Consider the following 22,476-nt stretch of genomic DNA (forward strand, 5'->3'; position numbering starts at 1 on the left):
ACAATTACTACAAGGATAAATATTATGGCTACTCCTCATATTAACGCTGAAAAGGGTGATTTCGCTGACGTTGTGCTGATGCCGGGTGATCCACTTCGCGCCAAATACATCGCTGAAACCTTCCTAGAAGATGTGGTTCAGGTTTGTGACGTTCGTAATATGTACGGCTTCACGGGTACTTATAAAGGTCGTCGTATCTCTGTAATGGGCCACGGTATGGGTATCCCTTCATGCTCTATCTATGTAACCGAATTGGTTAAAGACTACGGTGTGAAGAAGGTAATCCGTGTTGGTAGTTGTGGTGCAGTACGTGATGACGTGAAACTGCGTGACGTTGTTATCGGCATGGGTGCTTGTACCGATTCTAAAGTAAACCGTATCCGTTTTAAGGATCACGATTTCGCGGCAATCGCTGACTTCGACATGGTTCGCAACGCGCAGCTAGCAGCAGAGAAACTGGGTATCGATGTTAAGATTGGTAACCTGTTCTCAGCAGAGCTTTTCTACACGCCAGATCCAGATATGTTCGACGTTATGGACAAATACGGCATTCTAGGTGTTGAGATGGAAGCAGCTGGTATCTACGGCATTGCAGCGGAATACGGTGCTAAAGCTCTAGCTATCTGTACTGTGTCTGACCACATCAAACGTGGTGAGCAAACGACTTCTGAAGAGCGTGCTACCACCTTCAACGAGATGATGGAAATCGCTCTGGAATCAGTGCTACTTGGTGACGAAGAATAATCCTCAAAATAGTTAGCTGAAATAAAACGCTTGGCAATTGCCAAGCGTTTTTTTTATTTCTTCATTCTAAGAAGTAGGGTAAGCATTACGCCCGAGGCGAAGCTTAACAGAATCATCAGTAGCATAGAGCGGTCACTGTTTCGGTAGTGATGATCAGAGAAGGCTGTGAGTTGCCCCTTCTCGAAGGTGACGCGCACATATCCAATAATGGATTGTTTGGAAACGATGGGCTCAATCAGTTGTTGTTTACCGATGGCGGCTGAAGCAAGCGGAGTATCTAGGCCAAGGGATTCTCGCACTGTTTTCGCTTTATCGCTCGCTGCGATCTTCACCCCTTTGCTGTCGTAGATGGTGACATCGGTTACCAGGGTCTCTTTAGCCAGTCGATTGGCTAGATGTCTCAGGTTCTCTTGATCTTCTTTTACGATAAGCTCGCTCGCATTTAGAGAGGCTTGCGAGATAAGAAGTTGAGTCAGCGTTTGTAACTGCTTAAATTGGATCTGTTGGTTACCCTGACTGATAAACACACTGCTGCGCACGATAGTGGCGAACATGATAGCCAGTGCAAGGATGCAGGTAACCTTTATAAATACCCTAATTGAAAATAGAGAGTCGCTCATAAATTTGGGAGTTTAGGAATAACTAGAGACAATTTGCATAGTGAGACTTGCGCTATCAAATTGCAATAGGGTAAGTTGCGGTATCGCGTATAATTCCAAGGAAAGAATTCCATGCAAGTTTCACAGCTCAAGGTTGCAAATACAGAACTGCCTTCACAAGAAGAGCTCGTTATTGCTTTCGCCAAAAAAGATATCCAAGGCCTATTTGAGGCCTCAAGCATTTATGCCTCATGGCAACTGTCTGACTACAATATCCTATTGCTTAATAAAGAGAAGGCTTCTGAGCTTACACTAGAGCTTGAAGCTAACACTGTTGATATTGCTTCTCTAGAATCTCTTCCTGATACCTCAAAGCCAGGTGTTGCGCTGTTCGATATGGATTCAACCTTGATTGAAATCGAGTGCATCGATGAGATAGCTAAGCTTGCAGGCGTTGGAGAGGAAGTGTCTGAGGTAACCGAGCGTGCTATGCAGGGTGAATTGGACTTTGAGCAGAGCCTTCGCCAGCGAGTAGGCAAACTTGAAGGCGCACCTGATTCTATCCTTGAGCAAGTTCGTGTGAAACTTCCAGTTATGGATGAAGCCGAGCTATTAATAGATGGACTGAAATCTCTTGGGTGGAAGGTCGCACTCGCTTCAGGTGGTTTCACCTATTTTTCTGATTCTCTAAAAGAGACCCTTAAACTTGACTACGCTCGCTCGAATCAACTTGAGATAATCGATTGTGTTCTTACAGGTAAGGTTCTGGGTGATGTGGTTTCTGCAGAAACCAAGGCCGAAGTGCTGCGCGAGTTAAGAGACATGTATGGCATCGATAAGTCAAACAGCGTTGCCGTGGGTGATGGTGCCAACGACCTAGTCATGATGGCAGAAGCCGGACTGGGTGTGGCGTATCATGCAAAGCCTAAGGTCGTAGAGCAGGCTCAAACCGCTGTGAAATATTCATCATTAGGTGGTGTGCTTTGTATCCTAAGCGCATCATCAGTGATTCAACAAATTAAGAAATAGAGTAGATGGCAAAAGTAAAAACAGCCTATGTATGTAATGACTGTGGCGCGGACTTTCCGCGCTGGCAGGGGCAGTGCAATGCCTGTGGTGCGTGGAATACCATTACCGAAGTAAAGCTTGCCGCATCTCCATCGGTTGCCAGAAACGAAAGACTGAGTGGTTATGCTGGCAGTGCGACTGAATCTCAGGTTCAGGTGCTGGCAGATATTGACCTGCAAGAGGTGCCAAGATTCAGTTCTACCTTTAAAGAGTTCGACCGAGTGCTTGGCGGTGGCATAGTGCCAGGTGCAGCTATCTTGATTGGCGGCAACCCAGGCGCAGGTAAATCAACGCTGCTTTTACAAACCATGTGTCGATTGGCGAGTGAGTTGCGAACTCTATATGTTACTGGTGAGGAATCCTTGCAACAGGTAGCAATGCGCGCCTCACGTCTTGGTCTTCCAAAAGACAAGCTAAAGATGCTGTCTGAAACCAACGTAGATAAGATCTGTCAGGTTGCAGAGAAAGAGCAACCTAAGCTGATGGTGATTGACTCCATTCAGGTTATGCACGTCTCAGACGTTCAGTCTTCACCGGGCACGGTTGCTCAGGTGCGTGAGTCTGCTACAGCACTAACTCGCTATGCCAAACAAAACAACGTGGCTGTGTTTATCGTTGGACACGTAACTAAAGACGGTTCGCTAGCGGGCCCTAAAGTGCTAGAGCACATTATTGACTGCTCAGTGCTTCTTGATGGTAGTACTGATAGCCGTTTTAGAACCTTGCGTTGTCATAAGAACCGCTTTGGCGCCGTAAACGAGCTAGGTGTTTTTGCCATGACAGGTCAAGGACTAAAAGAGGTATCAAACCCATCGGCTATCTTCCTTTCTCGCGGAGAGGAACAAACCAGTGGCAGCTCGGTGATGGTTATCTGGGAAGGTACTCGCCCTCTACTCGTTGAGATACAGGCGCTGGTGGATTACTCTCAGTTGGCAAACCCGCGCCGCGTTGCTGTTGGTCTTGAGCAAAACCGTTTATCTATGCTTCTGGCGGTTCTGCATAAACACGGCGGTTTGCAGATGGCAGACCAAGATGTATTCGTGAACGTAGTCGGTGGTGTTAAGGTTGCTGAAACCAGTGCGGACTTGGCGCTGGTGATGGCACTACTATCCAGCTTCAGAGACAGAGCTCTGCCAAAGGATGCGGTCATCTTTGGTGAAATGGGCTTAGCCGGCGAGATTCGACCAGTACCAAGTGGCCAAGAACGTTTGAACGAAGCCTTCAAACACGGCTTTAAACAAGCCATTGTCCCTTATGCCAATATGCCGAAAGGTGGCATACCTGGCATGCGCATTCACGCGGTTAAAAATCTATCTGAAGCCATTCAAGCGTTTGATGAAATGTAGTTCACATACGCTTTCAACTATGCCAAAAGTCACCTATATTTCTTGAACTGGAAAAATAAGGTGATTTTTTTTCCCCGACCTGCACGCAAAGCTATCAGTCTTGACAGATTATGGTATACTCAGCGCGCATTTTATATCCTATTAACAGAGTAAAACGATGACTGATTTATCTAAATACAGAAACATTGGTATTTTTGCTCACGTAGACGCAGGTAAAACTACCTCTACAGAGCGTATCCTAAAGCTTACTGGTAAGATCCACCGTACAGGTGAGGTTCATGATGGTGCAGCAACAACTGACTTCATGGAGCAGGAAGCAGAACGTGGTATTACTATCCAGTCTGCTGCGACAACTTGTTTCTGGAAAGACCACCGTCTAAACATCATCGATACTCCTGGACACGTTGACTTCACAGTTGAAGTTTACCGTTCTCTTAAAGTTCTTGATGGTGGTGTTGGCGTATTCTGTGGTTCTGGTGGTGTTGAGCCTCAATCAGAAACTAACTGGCGTTACGCGAACGAATCTGAAGTAGCTCGTCTAATCTTCGTAAACAAGCTGGACCGTATGGGTGCAGACTTCTACCGCGTTGTTGAGCAAGTGAAGAACGTACTAGGTGCTAACCCACTAGTTATGACTCTTCCAATCGGTATCGAAGATGACTTCACAGGCGTTATCGACGTTCTGAACCAAAAAGCACTAATCTGGGATGATTCAGGTCTTCCAGAGAACTACACAGTAGAAGAGATCCCAGCTGAGTACGCTGAAAAAGCGGCTGAGTATCGTGAGATGCTAATCGAGACTGCTGTTGAGCAAGACGATGACCTAATGATGGCATACATGGAAGGCGAAGAGCCAACTTTGGAGCAAATCAAAGAGTGTATCCGTAAAGGTACTCGTGACCTAGCATTCTTCCCAACGTTCTGTGGTTCTGCGTTCAAGAACAAAGGTATGCAGCCTATGCTTGACGCTGTTGTTGACTACCTACCGTCTCCAACAGAAGTTGATCCTCAGCCTCTAACTGACCCAGATACTGGTGAAGCTACTGGTGAAGTTGCACTTGTAGATCCATCTGAACCTCTACGTGCTCTTGCGTTTAAGATCATGGATGACCGTTTCGGTGCTCTAACATTTATCCGTGTTTACTCTGGTACTATGAAGAAGGGTGACACCATTCTTAACTCTGCTACTGGTAAAACTGAGCGTATCGGCCGTATGGTTGAGATGCACGCGGATGAGCGTAACGAGATCGATTCAGCACAAGCTGGTGATATCATCGCAGTTGTTGGTATGAAGAACGTTCAAACTGGTCACACTCTATGTGATCCTAAGCACGAATGTACTCTTGAGCCAATGATCTTCCCAGAACCAGTAATCTCAATCGCTGTATCTCCAAAAGATAAAGGCGGTTCTGAGAAAATGGGTATCGCGATCGGTAAAATGGTTGCAGAAGATCCATCTTTCCAAGTTGAGACTGATGAAGATTCAGGCGAAACCATCCTTAAAGGTATGGGTGAACTTCACCTAGACATCAAGGTTGACATCCTTAAGCGTACTTACGGCGTAGACCTAATCGTTGGTCAACCTCAGGTTGCTTACCGTGAAACTATCACTCAAGAAGTTGAAGATAGCTACACGCACAAGAAACAGTCTGGTGGTTCTGGTCAGTTCGGTAAGATCGACTACCGTATCAAGCCTGCAGAAGCTGGCACTGGCTTTAAGTTCTCGTCAACAGTTGTTGGTGGTAACGTACCTAAAGAATTCTGGCCTGCAGTTGAGAAAGGCTTCGCTTCTATGATGGAAGAGGGTGTTCTAGCTGGCTTCCCTGTTCTTGACGTTGAAGTTGAACTATTCGACGGTGGCTTCCACGCAGTGGATTCATCTGCAATCGCATTTGAAATCGCAGCTAAAGGCGCATTCCGTCAGTCTATCCCTAAAGCGGGTGCACAACTTCTTGAGCCTATCATGAAGGTTGACGTGTTCACTCCAGACGATCACGTAGGTGACGTTATCGGTGACCTTAACCGTCGTCGTGGTATGATCAAAGACCAAGAAGCTGGCGCAACTGGCGTACGTATCAAAGCTGACGTTCCTCTATCTGAGATGTTCGGTTACATCGGCCACCTACGTACTATTACTTCTGGCCGTGGTCAGTTCTCTATGGAGTTCAGCCACTACTCAGCATGTCCACAAAATGTTGCTGATGAAGTAATCGCAAAAGTTAAAGAAGAGAAAGCTAAGTAATATTGCTTAATCTTTAATGACTGAAAAAGCCCCGACAGTGAAAGCTGTCGGGGCTTTTGTTTTGTGGTATCTTTTTAATGTAGGTAAAAGGAGATTACCATGCACAATTACGCAGACAACCAATTTGCTTCCAAAGCAAATCTATTACTTTCATTGGTTTGTTTTTTCTCTGTATTCGCAAATTGGCATGCCTTTTGGTCTTTTTTTATAATTGCATTTTTACAGTTGGCATATATTTTCTACATTAGAATGAACGTTAAAAGTAACTACAGAGTTCTAATTGGGAGTTGGCCTACTGTAATATTAATTGGTTTTCTTGTTTGCCTGATGGTTAGCTTATTTCTCTACATCCCTACAGCGAATACAGAAGAGGTCTATTTAGCGCTATTGAGGTGTTTATTCTTTCTTATTCATTTCTATTTTGCATATTCTTATCTTATACATATTGAAAAATATGACTTAGGTTATTTTCTTTATGACTGTATTGTTGCTGCAACAACAATTTGTGCTTTATACTTTTTACTTGATTATAATTATAATATAGATACAGTAATTTCATCTTCAAGCTTTGAGTTACCATTCTTTTTTAATATAAGGATGATTGGGTTTATATGTTGTTACTCTACTATATACCTGATATATAGAATAATTCTAAGTGGAGATAATGAAAAAAAACTACCTGTCTTCTGTATAGTTTATGCAATCAATCTAGTACTACTTGTTTGGTTGGGAGGTAGGGCTTCACTATTGGCCACCATGATATCTAGTTTATTTATAATTGGGGTCTTTTCCTATCATAAAGTATTGAAAAGCAATAGAGTTCAACAATTGCTATTGCTTACAGTGATATCTGTAATAGTTTCTGTTCCATTAAATGTATTGGAATGGAATGGTCTAAACAGAGTTTTGACGTTGTTTTCAGATGATACGATATTAACAATAAACGAACTTAGTAGTAACCGATTAGTCTTGTGGAGTGATGCTCTAACATATATTGAAAAATCGTTTTATTTTGGGAATGGTCCTGATTCATATCGATTTCTTAGTATTACAGGGCAATTTCAGCCTCATAACTTTGTGTTGCAATTTTTATTTGAAGTGGGAATTTTCGGCACATTTTTCTTACTTGGATTGGTTTTTTATATACTTGTGATTTCTTTAGTTAAAGTTTTAAGTTGTAACGTAGATGGGCTAAATAAACTAGTTATGAATCTATCGTTGATTGGAGCGTTAGTTTTTCAAGGTTTGCTAGACGGTACATTTTATTGGTCAGTAACGGTGATGCAGATTATTATTTGCATCACCTCCCTGTATAAAGCGTGTGTTTATTCCCACTCAACTTGGTTACCACCCCAAGCAGAACCTAAGTTATGATAGTTTTTCTCTAAAATATGACGTTTGATTTTTAAGGTTGGTGTGAGTATGCCGTTCTCAATACTCCAAGGTTCTCTTATCACCAAAATACCTTTCACCTTTTCATGACTCTCTAGCCTGTCGTTGAGGGAAATTAATGCCCTTTTGAGGCTGTTCTCGTAGCGTTGCTTGTCAAAGTTAGGAAATTCATGTGGAACAACCAGCATGATAGGAGCTGGCATTCCCAAGCCAACCAAACACAACATTTCTACTCTAGCTAATTCGATAAATGACTTTTCGATAGGAACAGGTGCTACAAATTTCCCTTTTGCTGTTTTGAAGGTGTCTTTCTTGCGGCCTTGAATAAACAGATAGCCTTCTGAATCGAGTTTGCCGACATCGCCAGTATGCAGCCAACCATCATCATTAAAGGTCTCTTTGGTTAACTCATCTTCTTTGTAGTAGCCAGAGAACAGCCCTTGGCTCTTTAGAAGTATTTCGTCATCATCGGCAATCTTGATGTCGATTCCCGGCCCTGCTTTTCCGATCGAGCCTATTTTGCTCGCATTGAATGGATAATTGAGAGTCCCGTACGCGTAAGTTTCGGTCATGCCCCAAGCTTCAGTAATGTTTAAGCCTACCGTGTGATACCACTCGAGTATGGATGGACTGATTGGCGCTGAACCACAGCCCAGAACTCTACCTTGGTCCAGGCCTAAACCATCTGCAATCTTCTTCTTGATGATATTGTTAAGTATTGGGATTTTGAGGAGTAGGTTGAGCTTCTTCGGCGGCAATTTGTCTTGTATTCGCTGTTGGAACAAGGTCCATAAGCGAGGAACAGAAATAAACAGAGTAGGGCGATGCATCTTCACATCGTCGATAAAGGTCTCTAAAGATTCTGGAAACGCTGTCGGTAATCCGGCTGTGATAGAAGAGCCAAAAATATAAACACGCTCAGTAATGTGTGCGAGTGGCAGATAAGAGAACATCCTATCGCCCGCTTGAATACCGATGTGCTCTACCAGCTTTTGTACTGACCAAGAAAATGCTCCAAAGGTGAGCATAGCCCCTTTTGGTGTCCCAGATGTGCCGGAGGTATAAACGATAGACATCAGCTTGTCGTCATGATGCTGTGCATATTCCTCTTCTGGGAGGGGAGAGGTGTCATGAACTAGCTGAGCAAATTTATGCTGGCACTCGGGCGCAGAATCATAAGGATATGAAATTGTAATAAGGTTAGGGTTATTCGCTATTACTTCAGAGGTGGCTGTAGCGTCATCCAATTTACCGGCTACTAAAACCTTGCTCTCACTGTGCTTTATACAGTAATCAATAGTATCTGTTCCGGCTGTTGGGAAAATAGGGACACTAATGTAATCACCCAGCATAAGCGCAAGGTCTGTAATAAACCATTCGACACAGTTTTTAGAAATGAACGCAACTTTGTCGCGAGGTTGAAGTCCCATCTCCCTCAATGATTGAGCGAACTTGAGAGCCATGTCGGCGACCTCTGAGAAAGTATAATCGACGAACTCCCTGTCAATTATTTGTTTCAGATAGACTTCATTTGGTCTTTCATGAGCCCATTTCAAAATGAGCTCGTTAGGCGGTGGTATGGTGCAAGGCGGATTGTTGAAAGTTGCCTGTTCAGCTTCGTTCCCTGAAGTAAATACCATAAATCCCTCTGAAATTATAATGTTTGTATTCAGAAGCTTAGCAGGTATTTATCATTCCGCTTTGTTTGTCACCTCACAACGTTTTGCCGGTACTCCGTAGGAGTTAATGAGGTGTGTTTTTTGAATACTCGATTGAAGTAAGATACATCAGAATAACCAACTTGAAATGCTATCGAAGAAACTTTTTCTCTTGGTTGAGATGTTAGCAATTGTTTGGAAAGTTCTACGCGTTTGTTACTCAGGTATTCCTGGAAGCTAATGTTTTTGTGTTTTCGAAAGAATTTCGAGAAGTATGTGGTGGAGAAATTTGCTAAGTTTGCCACTTCTTCTTCTCTGATTTCTCTATCAATATTCTTCTCGATAAACATATCTATTTTATTAAGTCTTTTCGAAGGTAAGTTACCAGAGATATTGGTTGACTGAGTAGTTGTATTAACTAAGTTGCTCAACGAACCACGTAATTTGGAAAGGTCAGTATAGTTAAGAAAAGTGCATTGAACCTTATCCGTATACGTATTGCAAACGTAACTCTCAGCAGTTAGTACGATTAGTCGCTTTCCAAGGTTAGAACAAATGCTGCAAGCTATCTCAAAAAGCTCGTCTACTTCTTCACCAAGAATAAAGATGGCATATTTAATTTCCGGACGGGTAAGAACGGATATATCTCTACCGTGAAAGTCAAAGTCAAAGTCATCGTCAATATTGCTGCATTTATTATGTGTGACGGAGTCTAACCCCAATCCTATACAAATGTATCTTGCGTTCATGTCTATCGTCCTTGATTAGACCCTCAAATCCTATGAGGTACTTACAAAGTGTAATTCAGTTTGGCAAAAAAATGCAATAAATCAGTACAGGGTGAAATCACAGGCTTGAACTAGACTCTAAGTCTATCTTTCAAGGCGGGAGACAACTTATGAGAATTAGTGAAGCCGACGTACTATGGTTCTTGAGAAATCAAGATGGCTTAACTGTTGTTGAGTATGTCGTTGCTGCTGCTCTACTAGTAGGGGCGATAGCAGTGATCTTTACCGGTTTGGAAGTATCTTTGACGACAAGTTTCAATAAGACAATTTCTTCAGCAGGGAAGTAATGGCGTATAAGTTGGACTTTTTTGCTACAACTTGAAAACTTATTCGACAACAAAATCCTAACAACCAAGCCTCTACTTTATTAGAGTTAATATTGTCCGGTTTAGGGACGAACTTTTGGAGAAATGTTATGGAAAATATCATCAAGGGTCTCAAAGACTTCGCTCGAGACGAAGAAGGCTTGACAGTTGTAGAATACGTAATTGGCGCCGCGCTATTGGTCGCAGGTCTTACTGCTATCTTTACAACGTTGGGTTCACAGTTAGATTCAAAACTTAACGACGTGATTCAAGGCATCAGCACCTAAAATCAGGTAAAGAGGAGGAGGCCAGTGGATGGTCTCCTTATGTTATATGGAGATATCCATTTCAGTATGGACGCTCATTGTGGTTATCGCGGTCGAAGACCTTCGACACCACAGAATACCCAACGTCTACCTTGTACTCATACTTGGTGTTAGTGGCTTAACCCTAGTATCCGATAATGCATCCCCTTTAGATAATCTCTTTGGTTTTGTTGCGATGTTCACAATCGGTATGTTTTTGTTTCTAGTGAGAGCAATGTCGCCGGGTGATGTTAAGCTTCTTGGAGTTGTGGGTTTTGTTGTAGGTTGGCCACACGTTTTTCCAGCTGCTTTTTGGATACTGTTGTCCTCGGGGTTGCTAGGGGGACTTGTTGTCTTGTCTAACCTTAGCAGGCAGGGAGTGGAAAATCCGCTACTCTGTTTGCTAGACGTTAGAAGTGTCATGGAAAGTAGCCGTAACGATTTGCATAGCGTTTATGGTAACAAATTGACTATGCCATTTGCTCCTGCTGTTGCTCTTGGCTTGGCCATTTTTTATTACTTCTTTTAATTACTAGAGAGGAGGATTAAATGAGCGCCACTGAGTATCATCACTCTGATGAGCAAACTTTATCACCGCAAGTTCCTGCTCCACCTATCGTCTCTTCATTAGAAGATCTTGGGGTTCCATCTGCGGTCGTTGAAAATTTGGTTTTGAAGCATCTGGCCGCATTCCCGAAGTCTGATATTCTTCATTTGGCTCAAAGTCTGGGGATCGTAACGCACTTAATTGATGAGATTTTGGCTGATCTTAGAAAAAAATCACTAGTTGAAGTTTTTCAACCGAGCGCACAGTCACTGTTTTCTGAGTCTGCGAAAAGCCATGTAAGATACGCACTATCTGAGCTGGGTATGAGTCAAGCTGATGTTGCGTTTAAAAAAGACGCTTACATAGGCGCGGTTCCAGTATCACTCTCTGTTTACAATGAAATGGTTGAGAACCAAGACCTTCGAGCTCAGTTGATCAGTCGCCCGGACGTCGAGAGCGCGCTCTCAGATGTTTATGGTGCAAACAGGCTAGTTCCAGTTCTTGGCCCAGCTATAAACTCAGGTCGAGCCCTCTTGCTGTATGGTCATGCGGGGACTGGCAAGAGTTTTGTCGCGGCTAGAATACTCAATTCTCTCAACACATCTGTTTACATTCCCCATGCGGTCTACGCTGCTGGCAACATTATTAAAGTGTTTTCGGAGCAACATCACAAGCCAGTTGATCGATATCATAATAGAGATGTGATTTCTCTTAAAAGTCATTATGACAAGCGTTGGGTGTTGTGTGAGCGCCCAAACGTTCAGGTGGGGGGAGAATTGACTATGGATATGCTCGAAGTAAATCACTCTGAGCATAATCGTATATGGATTGCTCCACTTCAAATGATTGCCAACAATGGGATACTTGTTATTGATGATCTAGGTCGCCAACCAATGCCTGTAGCTACATTGCTAAATCGTTGGATCGTTCCAATGGAATATAACTACGATCATTTGTCTTTGCCCAACGGTCAACAGATTACTATTCCATTTGTCCTCACTATGGCTTTTTCAACGAACCTAGATCCGCAAACGATCGCAGATCCAGCTTTTTTACGTCGTCTTGGATATAAGATTCAATTCCAACCACTTTTAGAAAATGATTACATTAATTTATGGTCAGATCTTTCAGCCAGTAAGGGAGTTGAAGTCCTTTCATCAGCGTTTGAAACGCTACTGAATCTACATTCTTTACATAAAATTGGTTACTTCCCATGTTTGCCCAAGGATATTCTTGGTATAAGCCAGGATATTATTCAATTTGAGGAAATTAAACCTCAGTTGGACTCGACTATATTACAGAGAGCGTGGGATCTTTATTTTACTGCTGATGAGCATGGAGGATCGGTGCTATGAGCAAAGGAACGATCATATTTTTATTAGTCCTTTCAGTAGTTTTTGGTCTGGGCGCAGTTATGGTAGCAAAGCAGTGGATGGAAAGTCAGACCCAGCCTCAAGTTAAAGTCGAAACTATAGAGCGTCATCCGGTTGTCATTGCAGCAGTGGATATCCCGGAGGGTACCGCTATTGAAGCTAAACATTTGAGCCGAAAGCAATTAGAGGTAGCTTGGATAGACACTAATACAGTCAAAGATTATTCAGACCTAGACGGAATGGTTGCCAAAACAAATGTGCTAGAGGGTCAAATTCTCCACAAAGGGCATTTTGGGGGACCAAATGAAGGTGCTAGTTTGGCTATCCTGATACCTGAGGACAAGAGAGCTGTGACTATTCGTGTTAATGACGTGGTTGGTGTTGCTGGTTTCCTCCTTCCGGGAAACAAAGTAGATATCCTAAATACGGTCAACAACCGGACATCCACAGTCCTTAAAAATATTAAAGTCTTGGCGGTAGATCAAACGGCTCGTACTAATGATAACAAACCGATTATTGTGCGAGCTGTGACCTTAGAAGTATCTCCTCGGGAAGCAGAGCGTTTGCTTTCTGAAAATAGTAAAGGTGCTATTCAGTTAGCGCTTCGAAACCCACAAGCAGTCGACAAACCGCCTCGTAGATACGTCGCTCCACCTAGCGTAACTGTTATTAAGGGCACGAGTCAGTCAAGCATTCGAGTAAGTGAGTGAGGTGCCTATGAAACGGATTTTAGTACTTTTTTTCACAATGATTTTTTTAGCGCCGGTGTCGTACTCGGCTTCGCAGTCGGGTAGGACTATTTCTATACCTCACCACAAGTCGACACACGTACAGATAGCCGGTAAAGCTAAAAAGGTATCGCTTGGTGATCCTGAGGTATTGGACATTGTCATTATTCGATCGGACGAGCTTTTTCTGATTGGTAAGAAATTGGGCTCTACCAACCTCTCTGTGTGGGATGCACAGGGAAGGCTGATTGAATCATTGAACATTGAAGTAACACACGACTTAAACAACCTCAAGCAGAAGTTGTATGAATTTCTACCGGATGAAGACATTCAAGTACACAGTTCGCAAGATAAGCTCATTTTGAGTGGCCAGGTCAGCAGTCAAGAGCACATGAATATTGCTGTGAAAGTGGCACAAACTTATTCTGCTGGTCAGGCCGCCAACGCATCTGATAGTGATGCAGGACAGGCTGAATCTGGGGTTATCAACTTGATGACTATAGGTGGTGCTCAGCAGGTAATGTTGGAAGTGACTGTTGCTGAAGTTCAGAGGTCTTTGGTGCGTCGCTTTGACTCAAATTTCCATTTTTTCCAGAAGAGTGGCGACTTTACTTGGGGGGCTACCGGTGCTGGCGGTGCTATCTCTGATATTGGCGGTATTGGCGGTGTTCTCCAAGAGATCGCAGGTCCGGTCGGTGTAAATGAATTTGGTTTGCTCGGTGGTTTAGTTGATAGCAATACACTGTTTACTTTTGCTTTAGATATAGCTAAAGAAAATGGCGTTGCGAAAGTTCTTGCGGAGCCGAACTTAACTGCATTGAGCGGTACACAAGCTAAATTCTTAGCAGGTGGAGAATTTCCGATCCCTGTTCCAAATGATGATGGTCTAGCCATTGAATTCAAAGAGTATGGTGTTGGGTTAGATTTCATCCCTGTTGTACTTAGTGACAAAAAGATTAATCTCCAGCTCGCAGTCGAGGTGAGTGAGATAGCAGCTACTGGCGCCCTTGCATACAACCCAGGTGATTCTAACGCCGCTTATATAGTCCCACCTATTACTAAAAGAAGCGCATCTTCTACTCTCGAACTGGCAGATGGACAAACTATAGGTATTGCTGGCTTACTTAATGAAAATAGTCGCGATATTGCCAACGAAGTTCCTGGAATAGGAGATGTTCCAGTACTCGGAAATCTGTTTAAAAGTAAACAGTACGTATCAGGTGAGACTGAACTCGTGATTCTTGTTACCCCGCGCTTAGCTCAGCCGGTGGATAGAAATAAAGTGACGCTCCCAACTGATGGTTTTGTCGAGCCAACTGATCTTGAATACTACCTGATAGGAACCTCTGCTTACTATGACCCAGAATTAGTTGTCCCTAACAGTGATAAGCGGTCCCAGCGTACTCCTAAACCACCTTCTTCTCAGGGTGGCTCGGAAGGTCAATTTGGTCATTCACTATAAGGAAATCGTTATGCGTAAATTAGTTATAGCGGTACTTGTGATGTTAGGCATCGCTGGTTGTAGTAACAGTCCTCGTATGGGCCAGTCGGTAGCCTATCTTAAGGCTGAACAGGTTTATAACCCCAATGCTACGAAAGAAAATATGGGCTTGGTTCCTGAGGGTAGCGGTGAAAGAGCCCAAACTGCTATTGAGGGCTATAATAAAGGGGCAAGTAAAAATATTGCCATAGGCTCCGGTTTTAGTAATTAATCAGGTTTCCATTACTACCATATTAAAGCCTCAATCGCTTAAAGGATTTCAAGCTGATTTTGGCTTTTTTTGTCTAACCTTCCCCCCCTCAATATGTGGGGGCTTGTTAGCCGTTGGTGCGTATCGAGTTTTAACGAGGCCAAGGAATGAGCGAGATAGTTAAAATTACTCCAGATAACAATAACTTCAAATTGGTGCTAAAGAGCCAGTTGCAAATCTGGGTGGTGTATTCGTCAGGTGATTTTAAAAAGCATCTACAAAAAGAGTTCACTCAGTGCACTAGTGCAACGTTAGAATTTATGGAACTGGAAAGATTGTCTGAAGGGTCGCTTAATCAATCCTCTGCTCCCGATCTAATGTTCGTTCAGGCATCTGGGGATTGGGCGCAAAAAGTATCTGAGTTGTATTCTAACAATGGCCTGTTGCAGTCAGGTAACACCACGTTGATTGTTTTTGGAGATGAGAGCGATAATATCGAGTTGAAAACAGCTCTAAGAATAGGCGCTTCTGACTTTCTTTCCGAAACAAGCACGTTAGAGTCTCTATCCTCACTTCTCAAGACTATTGCTGACGAAAAACTGTCTTCGAAAAATTTATCAGAACTGTTTACCTTTATAAATAGCAAGGGTGGAAGCGGAGCTTCAACCGTAGCTATGAACGTAGCTATAGAACTAGCTAAAAATGAAAAAAATAAGGTGCTCTTCTTAGATCTTGATGTCCAGTTTGGCGCTATTCAAGACTATTTGGATCTTCAACCACAGCATGGTCTCCATGATGTGATCGATGGTGCTACAGACTTGGACGAGGTATCGTTAGATGCTCTTGTATCCAAGCATAGTTGTGGATTGTACTTCCTAAATTTCCAACAGTTGCATCCTATTGAAAATGAACTAAAAGCTCGTAACCTTCACAAGGTAATCCCGCTTCTTCGCCAATACTACACTCACATAGTCACTGATTTGTCACGCGGTATAGAAGCCAACTATGGAACCATCATTTCATTGGCAACAAAGAATTATGTGATTGCCCAGCAGGGGTATGTGTCCTTAAAAAACACTAATGACCTTCTCTCAGTTTTGGAGTTAGAGTTTGGTGCTCCTCGGCCACAAATAGAGGTTGTTATTAATCGCTATGACAAGAAAAACCAACTAAAGATTACAGATATCGAAGAAGCTCTTGGTGATGTCAGGGTTCATGTATTGCCTAATGATTATAAGACCGTAAACGAGAGCTCTAACTTGGGCAAACCGTTTGCATTAAATAAAAAGAAAACCCCTATATCTGTAGCTGTTGGTCATCTTGCCAGCTCAATTATTCCGCAGACTGAACAAGAAACCAGTTGGTTGAAAAAACTGTTTAGCTAAGTGAGGCTCGCTTATGTTTTTTAAACGTAAAAATATTAATCCTGACTTTGAACGCAAGGCGACTAGCGTGGAAGAGGAAGAGCGTGAAGCCCCGAAAGTAGTTGAAGCAGCACCTCACTCCCCCCCTTCAAAACCTAATCAAGCAGATATTGATAAGGTACCGGAGCTAGATAAAGCGCAGAAGCAAGAACAGGACGTTAAACACTATTTCCACAAGAAGCTCCTGGAGACTTTAGACTTGGGTGTATTGTCAAACCTCGAGGAAGGTAGGGCGAAGAAAGAACTACAAGAGGCCGTCAGTCAATTGATGAATGATGACAAGACTCACCCTATAAGCCTGGAGGGGAGAAAACGTGTCATCAAACAAATTGAGGATGAAGTCTTTGGTCTTGGGCCACTAGAACCCCTGTTAAACGATAGAAGCGTTTCGGATATCTTGGTGAATGGGCCACAAAACGTATACGTGGAGAGGTTTGGTAAGCTTGAGAGAACACCACATACGTTTCTTGATGAGAAGCACCTAAGAAATATTATCGACCGCATCGTTAGTCAGGTTGGCCGTCGAATCGATGAAGCTTCACCAATGGTAGATGCTCGACTTAAAGACGGCTCACGCGTCAACGCTATTATTCAACCACTTGCTATCGATGGTGCATCAGTTTCTATTCGCCGATTCGCTGTCGATAGGCTGACCATGGACAACATGCTTGGCTTCAATTCCCTGTCACCTGAAATGGCTAAATTTGTTGAGGCCGCGGTTACAGGTGAACTCAATATCTTGATATCTGGTGGTACAGGTTCAGGTAAGACCACCACTCTCAATATTTTCTCCGGCTTTATTCCAAGTAACAAACGCATCGTTACCATAGAGGACTCGGCTGAACTTCAATTACAACAGCCTCATGTTGTTCGTCTAGAAACACGCCCAGCTAACCTTGAGGGTAAAGGTGAGATTACTCAGCGCGATTTGGTTAAGAACTCCCTTCGGATGCGCCCAGACCGTATTGTGATTGGTGAGGTACGTGGTGCGGAGGCTGTAGATATGTTGTCTGCGATGAACACGGGTCACGATGGCTCTCTGGCAACTATCCACGCCAACACCCCCCGAGATGCGTTAAGCCGTGTTGAGAACATGTTCGCTATGGCGGGGTGGAATATGACCGCAAAAAACCTCAGATCTCAGATTGCTTCTGCGATCCACGTGGTAGTTCAGATGGAACGTCAAGAGGACGGTAAACGTCGTATGGTGAGTATCTGTGAAATCAATGGTATGGAAGGTGATGTGATTACCATGTCGGAAATATTCAAGTTCCGACGTCGTGGCATAGATGAGGATGGCAATATCCTTGGTGAATATATTGCAACTGGGATTGTACCATCTTGCCATGACAATCTAGTTAAGCGCGGCTTAGATATTCCATTTGAATTGTTTCAAGCAAAAAATTAGGAGGTTAGATAATGGATAACTTAGGTCTATTTCTGGTTCTACTTTTTTTTGCTGTACTGTTTATTTCCCAAGCACTTCTGCTCCCGGTTGCGGGACAAAAAGCTAAGCATGGTGAGCTGACCAAGAGACTAAAGAAAGCTCAAAGAAAAGTTGATGAGGAAAGTCTGTCACTACTTCATGAGTACTACCTGAAGGAAATGACTCCTTTGGAGCGTCAACTAGTAAAAATCTCGGTCTTTGAGCAACTTAAAAAGATGGTAGAGCTAGCAGGGTTAAAGGTAACTCTGGGGCGTCTGTTAGGCTGGTTAACTCTGGCTAGTGTTCTTCTTCTAATCATTTCCTTAGCCCTAGGTCAGCTTTGGTATGTAAATATCGCAACGTTTTTAGTTTCTCCGGTTCTTACATACCTCTACATTCAAAGGTGTATTACCAAACGTTTACAAAGTTTTGAAGAGCAGTTGCCAGAAGCTTTAGACGTTATAAAAAGGGTACTACAAGCTGGGCAGCCTATTAACCAAGCTTTTAAAGAAGTTGGTGAGGAAATGCCTGATCCCATAGGCTTGGAATTTAAGAAAACTTTTAACCTTTTAAACTTTGGTTATGATATGCGCTTAGCAATTATGCAAATGGTAGATCGTACCCCTACCGTTTCTATGCTCGCATTCTCGAGTGCAGTCATACTTCAGAAAGAGACCGGTGGTAATTTGACTGAAAATTTAGATAAGGTGTCAAAGGTACTTCGCTCTCGTTTTAAGTTGTCACGAAAGATTAGAACCTTGTCGGCTGAAGCTCGCCTCTCTTCTTGGATTTTAGTTCTTTCACCATTCGCTCTTTATATTCTGACAATGTTTATAAACCCTACTCATGCTGAATTGTTGGTTACAGACCCTAGAGGTATAACGGCAATTAGTGTGGGGATTGTTAGTTTGGCTGTTGGAGCATTGTGGATCAGAAAAATAGTAAACATTAAGGTGTAACGATGGACGGATTACTAAATTCTAGCTTTGTGCAAACCTTAGTTACTAGAGAAAACATATTTCTTTTTATGGTGCTTGCCGGAACGGTGATGCTTGTTTTTACCGTTGGTCTTTTTGTTTTAGGTATCAACTCACCTCTCAAACGTAAATTAAAAAGCCTTAGCAATGAAAGTGGGGGCGACTCTGACAAGTATGCCGCACTTGAGAGTGTTGCTCCAATAATGATACCTAACTCTGAAAAGGAACGACAAAGTGTTAAGGTGCAATTGATACAAGCTGGCTATCATGATCAAAACTCACTTCAAATTTTTTATGCTCTCAAGCTAATTTCAGCCCTAGTGGGTTTGTTTCTCTCAGCTGCAGTTTATTTTTTATTGAATGAATCCAGTTTCATGACCCTCATAATTATTGTCTGTCTTTGGTGTGGTTTATTCGGACCTAATATGGTCTTGGCAAAGATGGTTTCGGAACGAAAAGATAGGGTAAAGGCTGCAGTTCCTGATGCCCTCGATCTCTTGGTTGTGTGTACCGAGTCTGGTCTTGGCTTCAATGCGGCTCTCAAGCGAGTCGGTGATGAGTTAATGGTAAGCCACCCCGATCTGGCATTCGAATTAGAAACTGTGTGTGCGAAAATTCAAGCAGGTATAGAAATGCCTCTGGCGTTCAAAGAACTCGTGGATAGAACTGGTGTAGAGGAGTTGACAGGGTTAGTAACAATGCTTTCACATGCAGCAAAAGTTGGCGGTAGTATTGCGCAAACTCTACGCGACTACACTGAGGATTATAGAGATAAGAGAACCCAAGAAGCAGAGGAAGTAGCAGCCAAAATACCCACCAAAATGCTGTTCCCGATGGTGATATTTATTTGGCCTTGTTTTTTTATAGTGGCTTTGGGGCCAGGAATAATGACTCTTTTTGATGCGCTAAAATAGCAAAGGAACATGAGATGGAATTCAGATTTAAAAAATTGGTTTTGTCGGCAACTCTAGGTTTAGTTTTATCAGGTTGTGCATCAGATAGTCAAAATGCATCCACTTTTGATGAAGCGTTGTACTCAGGGAAGCCGATAGAGTCTTTGACTAATCAAGAACCCCCAAAGACAGAAAAAGAAGCTCTAGAGCGTGGTGATAGAGCTCTTACGTCGCAGAACTATGACCTTGCTCTGTATGAGTATATCCGTTCACTGTCTTTGGAGGATGCAACGCATCAAGCTAAAACGTTATATACGATTGGGCGTATTCATGCTGCTAAGGGTGACCTTGCTCTTGCCGAGAAAGCTTATCTTAAGTCAATCGATGAAGATCCCAATGGTGTAAAACCACTTGAGGAGTTGGGGCTTATTTATACGAAGCAAGGCTTAGTTGATGAGGGGCAAGCCTACTTTTTCAGAGCTATCAACGCAGACCAAGTTCGCTTAAACAACCCCAATACACTTACTAGCTATGCAGATGTTACTGAAGATACTTTGCGTGCTCTTCCATATGATTCAGAGAGCCCTTTTAGAAGTTATATGGGACTGGGTGTTTTGTCTGATGTTGAACAAAAGCATGATCTAGCAAAAAGATATTATGAGCGAGCTTTGGAAATAGCACCAACTTCCATACAAGCTTTAGTGAATCTTGGGTATTCTCATTATATGAGTGGTGGTTACTATCTCGCTCAAAGAATTACCAATAGAGCTTTGAAAAAGGAGCCGGGTAATGAGAAAGCCCTAAATAATTTAGCTCTTATCTATATTGCATTAGGCGATAATCGTCAGGCTTTAAATATTTTTAAACGAAATATGAGTGAGCCCGAAGCTCTTAATAACGTTGGCTATTTTGTAATGCTTAGAGGTGATCCGGAAGAGGCAATCCCGTACTTTCAGCAGGCGATAGACAAGAATCCATCGTACTACAAAGTAGCTAATGAAAACTTAGAGAGGGCGCTTGCAGAAGTAAGGCTGAGAAAGGTCGAGCCAATTGAAACTAAAGGATAGAAGTTATAGCCACCGTCAGGTGGCTTTTTTGTTGTCAGACTTAAACCACCTCTTATGGAGGTGGTGATCATTCTTTTTCGACTATGCCCGCAGTGTGCACATGTTAAATATCTCTTTGATTGTTACCAGCAATAAAAGGGGATAAATAACATGAGCAGATACGAATCAAGCTCGCATTTCTTTTAGCGATGCCAAAACCACATACTATGGACACCCAAATACATATTTAAAATTTTGATGGGTAATGCTGGCAAAGAAGTCTATCGAAGCATCTATGTGTTTTCGAGTATGATAAAGAACAAAGCTGGTCGAACTCAATGTTCAGGTAGACCATGTGCACTTAGTTGTTAGGTTACCACCTAGTTTGAGCGTTTCAGACTACATAGGTTACGTGAAAGGAAGAACAGCGATCAGGCTATTCTCGAAGTTCCCTTATTTGAGAAAGAATAAGCTATGGGGTATCACTTTTGGCAACCAGGCTACTTTGTTGACTCAGTAGGAGCTGGTGAAGAGATAATTAGAGGGTATAAGGCATCAAGATAAGGTCGCGAAGCAAGAAGAAGAGCGCGAAATGATGTTAGGATTGAAGTAGGGCGGTGAGCCCCATATAGGTGGGTAGTTCAAAGTCACCTGCCAAACAGGTGTTTTTTTACTCAATTCTCTTAGTGGTTCCTACACAGTTATTACCTAACCAAAATTGGGGGAAGTATATTTCTGGAACATAACTATCTGCTAGGAAGTGTTTGTTTTCAATTCTGTCTAATATTCTGAAGCTCACAGTGAAAATTACCAAAGATGATAGGACGATTATAAATATACTTATCAGTTTATTTTTGTTGTGTTGTGTGCGTTTCGTAAAGTTGGACCAGAGCATGCCTAATGTAAGTACAGCAAAAAGTTGGCTCAAGGGAGAGTCGAGAACACCTGATATAAAACTGTAGGCAACTCCTGATAAGAGTGAAACTCCCCACATCCTTACTTTTGCATTGTTAGTTTTTATTACATTTATTAGTAGGTTAGCAACTAGTATCAAATAGCATATAGCTGGAATTAACCCCCAATTAAACGCAACTAGAATTAGAGAGTTGTGGGGTCTTGCATTGACGGGGGAGTTGCACGCAAAGGCATCACCACCGTGCCCCCAAAAAGATAGATTTGTAAACGCGAAATCCCACAAATGAAGGCGGCCAGAATCCGACGTGCGGATTGAAAGACCGCTCACTGCAAACTCTCCAGTAAATAAATATGCTGGAAAAGGTTCTAGTGTTAGCCACTTGGTAATATATCCAAGTGTAATTCCAATAACTATAGCTTTTAATATTCTTGTTCTTAGTTTTTTATCCAATATAGCCCAAAGTATAAGGCCACAGGTTGATGCAATGAATAATCCTCTAGCATCTAAAGCAAAGACTAGTGAGTAATTCAGGATAAATGGAATCCAATATTTTATTTTATTGAAGTGTAGTGCGATGAAAAGACAAGGTACAAATAACCAAATCTGTACTTGGTTCATAAACCTTGGATTTGAATAACTCAATATTGTCCAAATGCTTTCTCCATCTCCATATAGAATAGACACAACAAAACCTAATAGAACGGACAAGTAACAGAGAACTACAATTAGAGTGAGTAACTCAAAAGTATATTTGTTAGGCTTTATTCTAGAAACATTCGCACACAGTAAGATCAGCCCTAAAAAGTGTAGAAAGTCGACAAGTCCCCGAATTTTATAGAAACCATTAAGGTTGGCATAAAGTGCAAATAGTAATAACAATGCAATTATTGTTAAAGTGCTATTAGATAGTGAGCGAAGACTTGATGTAACCGCATTTCTGACAGATGCGGACACCACCAGACAACCAGAGGCGAGAATGAGCATGAAACAGCTAAATATCCGCTTGTA

General features: G+C 42.6%; 21 protein-coding genes and 1 pseudogene. 18 read left to right on the forward strand and 4 right to left on the reverse strand.

The features are described 5' to 3' along the window. Positions 1–24 precede the first annotated feature (24 nt). Positions 25–744 carry a purine-nucleoside phosphorylase gene (gene deoD, locus Pcarn_RS02695; protein ID WP_261834864.1) on the forward strand — a complete coding sequence of 240 codons (720 nt, stop codon included), beginning with the start codon at positions 25–27 and terminating at the stop codon, positions 742–744. Between the two features lie 53 nt (positions 745–797). On the opposite strand, the gene Pcarn_RS02700 is transcribed toward deoD, so the two are convergent. Further along, positions 798–1,364, reverse strand: a complete 567-nt coding sequence (locus Pcarn_RS02700; protein ID WP_261834865.1) for a YtjB family periplasmic protein — start codon at positions 1,362–1,364, stop codon at positions 798–800. Positions 1,365–1,475: 111 nt separating this feature from the next. Here Pcarn_RS02700 and serB point away from each other — a divergent pair, with 111 nt between their 5' ends. From serB to Pcarn_RS02720, 4 genes are all read left to right on the forward strand, one after another. Further along, complete coding sequence (gene serB / locus Pcarn_RS02705) at positions 1,476–2,372, forward strand: phosphoserine phosphatase SerB (RefSeq protein ID WP_261834866.1); 897 nt, start codon at positions 1,476–1,478, stop codon at positions 2,370–2,372. Between the two features lie 5 nt (positions 2,373–2,377). Next, on the forward strand, positions 2,378–3,757 hold the full coding sequence (radA, locus tag Pcarn_RS02710; RefSeq protein ID WP_261834867.1) for a DNA repair protein RadA: 1,380 nt from the start codon (positions 2,378–2,380) through the stop codon (positions 3,755–3,757). A gap of 157 nt (positions 3,758–3,914) precedes the next feature. After that, positions 3,915–5,999 (forward strand): elongation factor G, encoded by a 2,085-nt coding sequence (gene fusA / locus Pcarn_RS02715; RefSeq protein WP_261834868.1) that lies wholly within the window; start codon positions 3,915–3,917, stop codon positions 5,997–5,999. Between the two features lie 99 nt (positions 6,000–6,098). Continuing rightward, a complete protein-coding gene (locus tag Pcarn_RS02720) occupies positions 6,099–7,373 on the forward strand; it encodes an O-antigen ligase family protein (RefSeq protein ID WP_261834869.1) in 1,275 nt (424 codons plus the stop codon). Here Pcarn_RS02720 and Pcarn_RS02725 read toward each other — a convergent pair. Then, on the reverse strand, positions 7,325–9,031 hold the full coding sequence (locus Pcarn_RS02725) for an AMP-binding protein (RefSeq protein ID WP_261834870.1): 1,707 nt from the start codon (positions 9,029–9,031) through the stop codon (positions 7,325–7,327). The two genes, Pcarn_RS02720 and Pcarn_RS02725, sit on opposite strands and share 49 nt — an antisense overlap. 68 nt (positions 9,032–9,099) lie before the next feature. Beyond that, a complete protein-coding gene (locus Pcarn_RS02730; protein WP_261834871.1) occupies positions 9,100–9,798 on the reverse strand; it encodes a helix-turn-helix domain-containing protein in 699 nt (232 codons plus the stop codon). Positions 9,799–9,947: 149 nt separating this feature from the next. Between Pcarn_RS02730 and Pcarn_RS02735 the strand changes: the two genes are divergently transcribed. From Pcarn_RS02735 to tnpA, 13 genes and pseudogenes are all read left to right on the forward strand, one after another. Beyond that, positions 9,948–10,124 carry a Flp family type IVb pilin gene (locus Pcarn_RS02735; RefSeq protein ID WP_261834872.1) on the forward strand — a complete coding sequence of 59 codons (177 nt, stop codon included), beginning with the start codon at positions 9,948–9,950 and terminating at the stop codon, positions 10,122–10,124. Positions 10,125–10,252: 128 nt separating this feature from the next. Continuing rightward, complete coding sequence (locus Pcarn_RS02740; RefSeq protein ID WP_261834873.1) at positions 10,253–10,429, forward strand: Flp family type IVb pilin; 177 nt, start codon at positions 10,253–10,255, stop codon at positions 10,427–10,429. Between the two features lie 28 nt (positions 10,430–10,457). Next, positions 10,458–10,976, forward strand: coding sequence for a prepilin peptidase (locus Pcarn_RS02745; protein ID WP_261834874.1), 519 nt, complete (start codon positions 10,458–10,460; stop codon positions 10,974–10,976). Positions 10,977–10,996: 20 nt separating this feature from the next. Next, positions 10,997–12,349 (forward strand): AAA family ATPase, encoded by a 1,353-nt coding sequence (locus tag Pcarn_RS02750; RefSeq protein WP_261834875.1) that lies wholly within the window; start codon positions 10,997–10,999, stop codon positions 12,347–12,349. Then, entirely contained in the window at positions 12,346–13,077 is a 732-nt protein-coding gene (cpaB, locus tag Pcarn_RS02755; RefSeq protein ID WP_261834876.1) for a Flp pilus assembly protein CpaB, read from the forward strand. Before Pcarn_RS02750 ends, cpaB begins: the two co-directional genes overlap by 4 nt. A gap of 7 nt (positions 13,078–13,084) precedes the next feature. Further along, the gene (locus Pcarn_RS02760; protein WP_261834877.1) at positions 13,085–14,557 is read left to right on the forward strand and encodes a type II and III secretion system protein family protein; all 1,473 of its coding nucleotides are present in this window, start codon (positions 13,085–13,087) and stop codon (positions 14,555–14,557) included. 10 nt (positions 14,558–14,567) lie between these two features. Then, complete coding sequence (locus Pcarn_RS02765; RefSeq protein WP_261834878.1) at positions 14,568–14,807, forward strand: putative periplasmic lipoprotein; 240 nt, start codon at positions 14,568–14,570, stop codon at positions 14,805–14,807. Between the two features lie 146 nt (positions 14,808–14,953). Beyond that, positions 14,954–16,171 (forward strand): AAA family ATPase, encoded by a 1,218-nt coding sequence (locus tag Pcarn_RS02770; RefSeq protein ID WP_261834879.1) that lies wholly within the window; start codon positions 14,954–14,956, stop codon positions 16,169–16,171. A 13-nt stretch (positions 16,172–16,184) separates the two neighbouring features. Continuing rightward, positions 16,185–17,618, forward strand: coding sequence for a CpaF family protein (locus Pcarn_RS02775; RefSeq protein WP_261834880.1), 1,434 nt, complete (start codon positions 16,185–16,187; stop codon positions 17,616–17,618). 11 nt (positions 17,619–17,629) lie between these two features. Beyond that, positions 17,630–18,595 carry a type II secretion system F family protein gene (locus Pcarn_RS02780; RefSeq protein WP_261834881.1) on the forward strand — a complete coding sequence of 322 codons (966 nt, stop codon included), beginning with the start codon at positions 17,630–17,632 and terminating at the stop codon, positions 18,593–18,595. Between the two features lie 2 nt (positions 18,596–18,597). Continuing rightward, the gene (locus tag Pcarn_RS02785; RefSeq protein ID WP_261834882.1) at positions 18,598–19,527 is read left to right on the forward strand and encodes a type II secretion system F family protein; all 930 of its coding nucleotides are present in this window, start codon (positions 18,598–18,600) and stop codon (positions 19,525–19,527) included. Between the two features lie 14 nt (positions 19,528–19,541). Next, on the forward strand, positions 19,542–20,573 hold the full coding sequence (locus Pcarn_RS02790) for a tetratricopeptide repeat protein (protein ID WP_261834883.1): 1,032 nt from the start codon (positions 19,542–19,544) through the stop codon (positions 20,571–20,573). Between the two features lie 201 nt (positions 20,574–20,774). After that, positions 20,775–21,165, forward strand: a pseudogene (gene tnpA / locus Pcarn_RS02795) (IS200/IS605 family transposase). Positions 21,166–21,222: 57 nt separating this feature from the next. On the opposite strand, the gene Pcarn_RS02800 reads toward tnpA, so the two are convergent. Further along, positions 21,223–22,152, reverse strand: a complete 930-nt coding sequence (locus Pcarn_RS02800) for an O-antigen ligase family protein (protein ID WP_261834884.1) — start codon at positions 22,150–22,152, stop codon at positions 21,223–21,225. Between the last annotated feature and the right edge of the window lie 324 nt (positions 22,153–22,476).

It is taken from the genome of Vibrio ishigakensis (assembly GCF_024347675.1).
GTDB classification, from domain to species: Bacteria; Pseudomonadota; Gammaproteobacteria; order Enterobacterales; family Vibrionaceae; genus Vibrio; species Vibrio ishigakensis.

Excerpts from the sequence above, each read along its gene's own strand:
- Pcarn_RS02740 (WP_261834873.1), top strand. The coding sequence starts at position 10,253 with ATGGAAAATATCATCAAGGGTCTCAAAGACTTCGCTCGAGACGAAGAA.
- Pcarn_RS02760 (WP_261834877.1), top strand. The coding sequence starts at position 13,085 with ATGAAACGGATTTTAGTACTTTTTTTCACAATGATTTTTTTAGCGCCG.
- Pcarn_RS02790 (WP_261834883.1), top strand. The coding sequence starts at position 19,542 with ATGGAATTCAGATTTAAAAAATTGGTTTTGTCGGCAACTCTAGGTTTA.
- Pcarn_RS02720 (WP_261834869.1), top strand. The coding sequence starts at position 6,099 with ATGCACAATTACGCAGACAACCAATTTGCTTCCAAAGCAAATCTATTA.
- Pcarn_RS02785 (WP_261834882.1), top strand. The coding sequence starts at position 18,598 with ATGGACGGATTACTAAATTCTAGCTTTGTGCAAACCTTAGTTACTAGA.
- Pcarn_RS02780 (WP_261834881.1), top strand. The coding sequence starts at position 17,630 with ATGGATAACTTAGGTCTATTTCTGGTTCTACTTTTTTTTGCTGTACTG.
- Pcarn_RS02750 (WP_261834875.1), top strand. The coding sequence starts at position 10,997 with ATGAGCGCCACTGAGTATCATCACTCTGATGAGCAAACTTTATCACCG.
- cpaB (WP_261834876.1), top strand. The coding sequence starts at position 12,346 with ATGAGCAAAGGAACGATCATATTTTTATTAGTCCTTTCAGTAGTTTTT.
- deoD (WP_261834864.1), top strand. The coding sequence starts at position 25 with ATGGCTACTCCTCATATTAACGCTGAAAAGGGTGATTTCGCTGACGTT.
- Pcarn_RS02700 (WP_261834865.1), bottom strand. The coding sequence starts at position 1,364 with ATGAGCGACTCTCTATTTTCAATTAGGGTATTTATAAAGGTTACCTGC.
- Pcarn_RS02725 (WP_261834870.1), bottom strand. The coding sequence starts at position 9,031 with ATGGTATTTACTTCAGGGAACGAAGCTGAACAGGCAACTTTCAACAAT.
- Pcarn_RS02730 (WP_261834871.1), bottom strand. The coding sequence starts at position 9,798 with ATGAACGCAAGATACATTTGTATAGGATTGGGGTTAGACTCCGTCACA.
- serB (WP_261834866.1), top strand. The coding sequence starts at position 1,476 with ATGCAAGTTTCACAGCTCAAGGTTGCAAATACAGAACTGCCTTCACAA.
- Pcarn_RS02765 (WP_261834878.1), top strand. The coding sequence starts at position 14,568 with ATGCGTAAATTAGTTATAGCGGTACTTGTGATGTTAGGCATCGCTGGT.
- Pcarn_RS02745 (WP_261834874.1), top strand. The coding sequence starts at position 10,458 with ATGGTCTCCTTATGTTATATGGAGATATCCATTTCAGTATGGACGCTC.
- fusA (WP_261834868.1), top strand. The coding sequence starts at position 3,915 with ATGACTGATTTATCTAAATACAGAAACATTGGTATTTTTGCTCACGTA.
- radA (WP_261834867.1), top strand. The coding sequence starts at position 2,378 with ATGGCAAAAGTAAAAACAGCCTATGTATGTAATGACTGTGGCGCGGAC.
- Pcarn_RS02770 (WP_261834879.1), top strand. The coding sequence starts at position 14,954 with ATGAGCGAGATAGTTAAAATTACTCCAGATAACAATAACTTCAAATTG.
- Pcarn_RS02775 (WP_261834880.1), top strand. The coding sequence starts at position 16,185 with ATGTTTTTTAAACGTAAAAATATTAATCCTGACTTTGAACGCAAGGCG.
- Pcarn_RS02735 (WP_261834872.1), top strand. The coding sequence starts at position 9,948 with ATGAGAATTAGTGAAGCCGACGTACTATGGTTCTTGAGAAATCAAGAT.